We start from the raw sequence: 6,960 nt of genomic DNA, 5'->3' as shown, positions 1-6,960 counted from the left end.
TTACAGAATCATCTGGATGGAATTTACGGTTTGCTTTTTTGTATGGTTCTTGAATGCGAGTTACTTTATCTACGAAATCTAGGGACTCGATTTGACGTGCATCGAGGGATGCAGTATCACCGATAAGACCTAAAATGTTGTAGCGAGCGCCTTCTACAGGATGGATAATGAAGCCTTTTTCCTCTAATTCACTGCGTAAACGAGATACCTCTGTTTCTGCTGCGTTTTGTTTTAATGTAATAATCATGATAAATCCTCCTTGTAAACTACAGTGAATAGTAGGGCTCACCATACGGGATAGCAAACAAAAAAGGGCTACCCGTAGTTTAATACGGGTAGCCCTTTTACTATTCTAAGCAACTAATAATGACTCAATCTTAATTAGCGTACCACAAATAGTTCCTTACCCGTACGTTGGATAAAGAACCAATAAAAGTATTGTTTTGTAGCTGTGCTAATTTGGTTAGTCATCTTTGGTTGCTCCTTTCTAAAAATTATGGGTATAGTATAAACCCAAATGATAAAATTATGCAATACCTAAACATGAATTTCATGGAAGTTTTAAAAGATTTTTGCTGTAGGAATTAATGGAAAACTAGAAATTTTGGGGAATTAAGCGTATTTCTGATATAATAAAAATAAGAAGTTTTTAGTGTTTATAGTATGTTTCGTAATACGCTGAAATCGATTTTTATAAATATACTTGTTCTGTGAAAGGGTTACCTATGATTATTCAAATCTTAGATCATATAACTGATGAAATAAAACAAATTCGTATCGATGTGTTTATGAAGGAACAAGGTTTTGAAGACGAGTTTGATGCAATCGATGAGACTGCAAAGTTTGTACTTTTATCCATAGATGGTAAGCCAGTTGGCACGTGCCGATATTTTCCCAGCGACGTAGCTGGAGATGCGCATATTGGTCGCATGGCGGTACGCAAACTATATCGTGGACAGCATCTAGGGACTAAGATTATGATGGCCGCAGAAAACGGCATTCGTCGCGATGGATTTAAGACCTGCTCCTTATCAGCGCAAGTACAGGCAAAAGCATTCTACGAATCCCTTGGCTATAAGGCAGAAGGGGAAGAATACCTTGATGAAGGTTGTCCACATGTGATGATGCGGAAAGTATTATAAGAAACTAGATACTAAATATAATAGTTTGTATTAGTTCAGTCAGTATATTAATATCCATATATTTCAAAATATGAGGTGAGAGTTTATGAAACTAGCGGAAGCATTACAAGAGCGATCTGATTTGAATTATAAAATTAGCGATTTAGAGCTTCGTTTAACTCAAAATAGTTTAGTGCAAGAAGGGGAAGCACCGAATGAGAACCCTGAAGAGCTTTTAAAAACATTAGATCAATGTGTAACTAGACTTCAAAAGTTAATTGCACATATTAATTTAACAAATTGCAAAACTATTGTAGAAGGTCGCTCTATTACTGAAATTATTGCGGAAAAAGATAGTGCTGCATTGCGTCTAAGTGCTTATCGGACATTGGCGTCTAGCGCAGGTAGCATCAATTTTCGTGCGAGAGGGTCTGAAATCAAATTAATCCCGACCGTCAATGTTAAAGATATCCAAAAAGAAGCTGACAATATAGCAAAACAAGTTCGTTTATTAGACAATCTATTGCAGTCTGCTAACTGGACCACTGAATTGATTGAAAGCTAATATCTATATAGTTGGTAGTTTGATACAGGGTGGACACAAAACTTTTGCTTTTACCAAGCGTTTGATGAATACATTCATGGGGCGAATAAAAATCTACAGTGTAGGCCTATTTGCGCACAAATGTATTGATACAATTTACAATGTATTACCATGTGTCAACTGTAAAAACGAGGGTGGCGTTGGGGACTATTTCTAAATATAAACGATAAAAAGATACCTAATTCAAAGATCTGGATTGGGTATCTTTTTTCTTATTATTCTAATTTATCGAAATCAAATACCGCTACCTTTGATTATAGGTACGTTAGTAGTACGATATATTTAATTTTTTGATAAGCATATAAATTTTACTTTTTTACTTAGTGAATTATGTTATAATATAATTAAATAATAATCATTATTTAATTATATAGAATTTCTTAAGTAAGGAGATTTCATTATGACAGCAGAACAAAAAGCAGCTACGGCAGCAACAAGTTCTACCGCAGCTAAACCAACACCTGAACAAGGTACCGAATGGATAATTTGCCGTGTATGCGGATATATTGAGGATGCTAAGTACAGGGATCAACCTTGTCCAACATGTGGTTTTCCTCCAACAGTTTGGATGGATTACAAGCCACGTCGCATTGATACAAAACGTGAAAAATTGCTAGATCTTCATTTACATCCAATTGCGGTACATTTCCCAATCGCAGCAACAGCAGCTTCTTTCTTAGTACCTGTTATTGCATTGTTGATTCCATCTATTGCAAATGTATTATTCCCTGCCATTACATTAGTAGCAATGATTTTACCACTTCTCGTTATCATTGGTGGTATTTCTGGTTATATTGGTAGTAAATTACGTTACAAAACAGGAACATCTAAAATTCCTAAAGCAAAGATTTACTTAACAGTTATCTACTTTATTCTTTCCTGTGCACAAGCCTATATCGCTATTGCTAATGGTGTAAATGCTGATAACGCATGGATTATGATTATTTTAGGTATCGTAGCTTCTATCTTTGCTGCCAAACTTGGTAAAATGGGTTCCTATCTATTTGCAGGTCGATTCGGCCCATATACAGCTGGCTAACCGTTATTAACTGAATAACCTTTATAATGAAAAAAGTGATTCTCCCACCGTGAGAATCACTTTTTCTTTTATCATTTTTTATTATTCTAAATCATCGAAATCAAATGCCGCTGCTTTTGTATAGTTTGTAACTTTAGCTTCGAAGAAGTCAGTTTTTGTGCTATTCAAGTTGGAGAAACTTTCAATCCATTCCATAGGATTGTCCTTGATTTCAGGGTATAGATGAGGCAAGCCGATTGCTTCTAAGCGGATATTGGCAAGGTATTTGATATAGCGTTCAATAAGAACGTTGTTAAGGCCGAGGATTTTATCATCAGTGATGTATTGACCCCAAGCGATTTCGTTTTCTGCACCTTGACGAATCATGTCAGTGATTTTCGCTTCCAGTTCAGGCGTAAACAAGTCAGGGCGTTCACGACGTAACTCGCGGATGATGTTTTGGAACAATACAAGATGAGTTACTTCGTCGCGGTTGATGTATTTGAAAATAGTGGATGTAGCTGTCATTTTACCTTGGCGTGCCAATGTGTAGAAGAAGCTAAAGCCGGAGTAGAAGTAGATACCTTCTAAGATATAGTTGGCGATGATTGTGTGAATGAGGTTTGCTTCGCTAGGATCATCGCTGAAACGTTGGTATGCATCGGCGATGAAGCGATTACGTTCAAGTAATGTTTTATCTGTACGCCATTCGTCATAAATTTTGTCACGTGTAATAGGATTTGTTACAGTGTCCAAAATATAAGAATAACTTTGAGCGTGAATTTCCTCTTGAAATGCTTGGATATTCAATAAAGATGCTACTTCAGATGCTGTAATATAACGGCTCAAGTTAGGCAAGTTTTCAGATTGAATGGAATCAAGGAAGTTCAAGAATGCAATAATTTTGTCAAATGCACGGCGTTCGTAATCTGTTAAGTAGGGGAATTGCTTAACGTCTTCGTTCAAGGAAATCTCTTCAGGAATCCAGAAGTTGTTGAGCATTGTACGGTACATTTGGTTCGCCCAGTCGTACTTGATACGATTCCATTCGCGAAGATTTGTGGTGTTGCCGCCAATCATAGATTGCGTGCCACGTTCACCATGTTCGTTGAAAATCAGTTTTTTATCCATAGTAGGACTCCTTTATATAACGATGCGACCTATACTGCTATAGGTCGTCATCAGATTTATAAACACATCTCGTATTAGGAGGAGCAGCTAGTGCACTCATCCATTTCAAGGGATTGGTTACGGATGTAGTAGATTGTTTTGATACCTTGTTTGTAAGCCTCAACGTAAAGGTCTAGAATTTCTTTTGCTTTCATTTGAGGTGTAATATACAAGTTGAAAGATTGTGCTTGGTCAATATGACGTTGACGTACGCCACAAGCTTTGATGGACCATTGTTGGTCGATTGTATGCGCCTCTTTATAGAGCCAGAATGTTTTGTTGTTCAAATCTGGTGCAGTTTTTGGTGTGAAAGAACCTTTCTTTTCTTCGATGAAGAATTTTTTGAAGATAGGGTCGATACCAGCCGTTGTATTCGCAATGTTGGAAGTAGAACCTGTAGGAGCTACGGCCATCAAATAACCATTGCGGATGCCGTATTTTGCAACGTCTGCAGCCAATTGTTTCCAACGATCGGATGTGTAGCCACGACGTGTGAAGTATTCACCAGTTTCCCATTCGGAACCTTTGAATGCAGGGTATGCACCTTTTTCTTTCGCCAATTCCATGGAAGCTTTGATGGAATAGTACGCGATGTTTTCGAACAACTTGTCCGCTACTTCGATATGTTCATCAGATTCCCATTGGATATCGTGGTTAACAAGGTAGTGGTGGTAACCAGAAGTACCAAGACCAATAGCACGGTATTTATCAGATGTCATGCGAGATTCTGGTACTGGTGCTTGGTTGATGGAAATAACATTGTCTAACATGCGGATTTGAAGAGCAATATTTTCTTCTAATTCTTCGTCAGAAATGCGACCAAGGCTGATGGAGTTCAAGTTACATGTAACCATGTCGCCTGTATTTGTTTTAGTAGTGATAGTGCCGTCTTCGTTGATGATTTCTTCAGCAAGGTTTGTGAAGCCAACGTTTTGTGCGATTTCGTGGCACAAGTTAGATGCGTAAATCATACCTGCATGTTTGTTAGGGTTTGCAGCGTTTACAGTATCGCGGAAGAAGATGAATGGTGTACCAGTTTCAACAGCAGAGCGCATGATTTTTTTCATCATGTCTAATGCTGGCACTTCGATGCCGTGTAAATTAGGATCTTGTTCACATTCAAGGTAACGTTTTGTGAACTCTTTGTTATCGTCTGTATCGTAGAAGTCTTCTAAGGCATAGCCTTTTACAGCCAAGATTTCATGAGGATCGAAGAGTGTGAAGTTTTCACGAGCGATCATACGTTCCATAAAGATGTTTGGAACGGAGATAGCAGGGAAGATATCGTGCGCTTTACGACGATCGTCACCATTATTTGTGCGAAGTTCTACGAATTCGTAGAAGTCTTTGTGCCAAATATCAAGTGTTACTGTAGCGCCGCCTTTGCGTTTACCTAATTGGTCTACCGCAACCGCTGTATCGTTGTACAAACGGATCCAAGGAATAACGCCACCAGAGGAGTTCTTGAAACCACGGATGTCGGAGTTCAAGGCGCGAACTTTACCAAGATAGATACCAAGAGCACCACCGTGTTTAGATACGCGGGAGAATTTGCTATTTACGTCGTAAATAGACCATAAGTTATCATCTACACCGGAGATAAAGCATGAGGACAATTGATGGAATGGTGTGCCCGCATTTGCCAATGTAGGCGTAGCAGTTGTCATTTTTAATTGGCTCATCAAATCGTAGAATTTCTTAGCGTATTCTACCTTGTTTTCACCCTCTACCAATGCCAAGTGCATAGCGATAGCCATAAAGCGTTCTTGTGGCAATTCAAAGATTTCTTTGTTGAAGCCTTTTACTAAGTAACGGTCAGCCAATAATTTAAGACCTTCATAGTTAAAGAGGTAGTCGCGTTTAGGTTTGATGTAATCGCCTAACTCTTGCAATTCATCAGGTGTATATTCTGTAACGAAGAAGTCAGCGTATTTTTTCTCTTCTACAAGCATGTGTACAAGATTTGGGAAGTTGCCATAACCGAATGCTTTATAACGACGAGTGATAGCTGCTTCTTTATAGAGATCGAACAAGAAGAGGCGTGCTGCTACAAACTGCCAATCTTGGTTCATTTTATTAACTTGGTTGCCGAAACCGTCGTCTTTTTTAGAGATAACCTTTTCGATAGCTGTTTGTACTAAAGTTTTTTGAATTTCTTTAGTTGTCATGCCATCAACGAATTGTAACTTCGCATCTAACTCCAATTCTAGTGGATCACAAGAATCTAACCCCAAACATGCGAAGGCAATCATACGTTTCGTTTTTTCAACGGATAAAGGCTCGAAATGGCCATCCCGTTTCTTGATCATAATCTCCATTACTGTTCCCCTTGAGTCTTAAAAGTAATAAAACTGTTAATCTAAGCATATATAAGATTAGACTGAAAAGTATAAAATATCTTTAAGTTAAGTCTAATCAGAAAAATAAGAAAACTACTATATGTTGTAGTTTTCCTATTAAGCTTATACATTATGTTACGATTATAGCGAAAAAATTCTATACATTCAATATTGACATTTAGAAAATTATAAATATAGTATGGTTAAATTTATCGATATAGTTATAAATGCTAGAAAGTATTATATAAAGAGCATATATGATGATTTTGAATAATGTATCTCTTTTGAGAATAGTAAAATAGTACGTGGCAGTATATAAAATTCCGTTCTATATCGTTCTATATACTATTGTGATTTATTTTATTAAAAGCATGTCATACATGTCCTATAATAGATATATAGTAAATAGGAGGTAAGACATGAAGTCTATTGTTATATATTCATCCCTTACGGGAAATACTAAACAAGTGGCAGAGGCTATTACTAGCGTATTGCCAGCAGATACGCTTTGCGTATCTATGAAAGAGTTGCCGTCCGATTTATCATCTTATGATCTTGTGTTTGCAGGATTCTGGGTGGATAAAGGGACAGCTAATAAAGAGGCCCGTGATGTACTAGGCACATTGCATAACCCTCACATTGCTCTGTTTGCCACAGCTGGCGTACCACCGCAAATGGCACATGCTAAGGAGAGCTTAATCAATGCAT

The 6,960-nt window shown here is 37.6% G+C and carries 6 protein-coding genes and 1 pseudogene; 4 read left to right on the top strand and 3 right to left on the bottom strand.

The window, feature by feature from the left end:
- Positions 1 to 247 (bottom strand): annotated as a pseudogene (locus QZ055_RS07210) (3-deoxy-7-phosphoheptulonate synthase); the annotation flags it as partial.
- A 478-nt stretch (positions 248 to 725) separates the two neighbouring features.
- Between QZ055_RS07210 and QZ055_RS07205 the strand changes: the two are divergent.
- The 3 genes from QZ055_RS07205 (at position 726) to QZ055_RS07195 (ending at position 2,764) form a co-directional block, all read left to right on the top strand.
- Positions 726 to 1,142 (top strand): GNAT family N-acetyltransferase, encoded by a 417-nt coding sequence (locus QZ055_RS07205; protein WP_295825641.1) that lies wholly within the window; start codon positions 726 to 728, stop codon positions 1,140 to 1,142.
- Between the two features lie 85 nt (positions 1,143 to 1,227).
- Positions 1,228 to 1,686, top strand: coding sequence for a DIP1984 family protein (locus QZ055_RS07200; protein WP_024065612.1), 459 nt, complete (start codon positions 1,228 to 1,230; stop codon positions 1,684 to 1,686).
- A 439-nt stretch (positions 1,687 to 2,125) separates the two neighbouring features.
- On the top strand, positions 2,126 to 2,764 hold the full coding sequence (locus tag QZ055_RS07195; protein WP_257846924.1) for a hypothetical protein: 639 nt from the start codon (positions 2,126 to 2,128) through the stop codon (positions 2,762 to 2,764).
- 81 nt (positions 2,765 to 2,845) lie between these two features.
- On the opposite strand, the gene QZ055_RS07190 is transcribed toward QZ055_RS07195, so the two are convergent.
- Together QZ055_RS07190 and QZ055_RS07185 are read right to left on the bottom strand one after the other, a co-directional pair.
- Complete coding sequence (locus QZ055_RS07190; protein ID WP_005375612.1) at positions 2,846 to 3,874, bottom strand: ribonucleotide-diphosphate reductase subunit beta; 1,029 nt, start codon at positions 3,872 to 3,874, stop codon at positions 2,846 to 2,848.
- A gap of 74 nt (positions 3,875 to 3,948) precedes the next feature.
- Complete coding sequence (locus QZ055_RS07185; protein WP_295825637.1) at positions 3,949 to 6,231, bottom strand: ribonucleoside-diphosphate reductase subunit alpha; 2,283 nt, start codon at positions 6,229 to 6,231, stop codon at positions 3,949 to 3,951.
- A gap of 440 nt (positions 6,232 to 6,671) precedes the next feature.
- Here QZ055_RS07185 and QZ055_RS07180 point away from each other — a divergent pair.
- Positions 6,672 to 6,960: flavodoxin family protein (locus QZ055_RS07180; RefSeq protein ID WP_295825634.1), on the top strand; the 289-nt coding region annotated here is incomplete at its 3' end.

It is taken from the genome of uncultured Veillonella sp. (genome assembly GCF_905209685.1).
Lineage (GTDB): Bacteria > Bacillota > Negativicutes > Veillonellales > Veillonellaceae > Veillonella.
The sequence above is the reverse complement of the archived record's forward strand: the minus strand, read 5'-3'. Positions and strand labels throughout refer to the sequence as shown.